We start from the raw sequence: 780 nt of genomic DNA, 5'->3' as shown, positions 1-780 counted from the left end.
AGGGCTGCACCAGCGGAACTTAGTAAACGCCGCTTGGTAAGCGATCCTCGACGCGATCGTTCATCGCCACGACGACTTGGGAAACTTGACGGCTGCAGCCTTCTGCCATGTCAAGCTCAAGTCGTTAACAGCGGCCGCCCGGTCATGAGCAGGCATGCGCCCATCCTAGCATATCGCGCTGCCGGTTTCGCAAGGCGCAGCAGCAAGGGGAGGCGACCAGAGCCGATGTGAAGGGGACTAGTCAAGCTAATATTCGCTTGCGCTAATTTAAATGTGCCGTAACGTCATGCTCAGCATTTTTGGGGAGGAGCAACGGTGGGGAGTATGATGAGAGTAGCTGTGTTTTGCGCGGCGATCGTGATCGCTGGGACTGGTGTCGCTATAGCCAAGGAGAAGAAGGTGGTGGTGAGTGACGCCACGGACCTTTGCTCTACGAAGCACTCTGCCAAGAAGCAGGTGCTCGAACTGGACTGCAGGCCGACCGGAACCGCCAAATTGCCGGCCGATGGAACGCCGGAAAAGCCGCGCCTCGGATACGACACCGATCCGTGGCTGGTTAAAGGCCTTTAGAGACTAGCCGCTGGCAATACAGCGCAGCTAAGGGGAATGTGCGCTGGCGGTGAAGCCTTCTTTGTTCTCTCATCGGTGGAACATTGTCGCCTGGAAACGCTTCGGACGGTGCACTGCCCCATCAGTGCAACGTTCCCTTCCTTGTTTGCACTGGCCGGCTGCCGAAAGGTGGCCGGCTTTTTTGTATATAACCGCGACCTGATGTTTGGG

Annotated in this window: 1 protein-coding gene; it reads left to right on the top strand. The window is 57.3% G+C overall.

All coding sequences use genetic code 11. The features are described from left to right. Positions 1 to 324 precede the first annotated feature (324 nt). Complete coding sequence (locus NKH35_RS31905) at positions 325 to 570, top strand: hypothetical protein (RefSeq protein ID WP_023673947.1); 246 nt, start codon at positions 325 to 327, stop codon at positions 568 to 570. Positions 571 to 780 lie beyond the last annotated feature (210 nt).

Origin of the sequence: Mesorhizobium sp. M1143 (genome assembly GCF_040318435.1) — a bacterium.
GTDB lineage: Bacteria > Pseudomonadota > Alphaproteobacteria > Rhizobiales > Rhizobiaceae > Mesorhizobium.
Note: the sequence above shows the minus strand (reverse complement) of the source record. Positions and strands in the feature narration are given on the sequence as shown.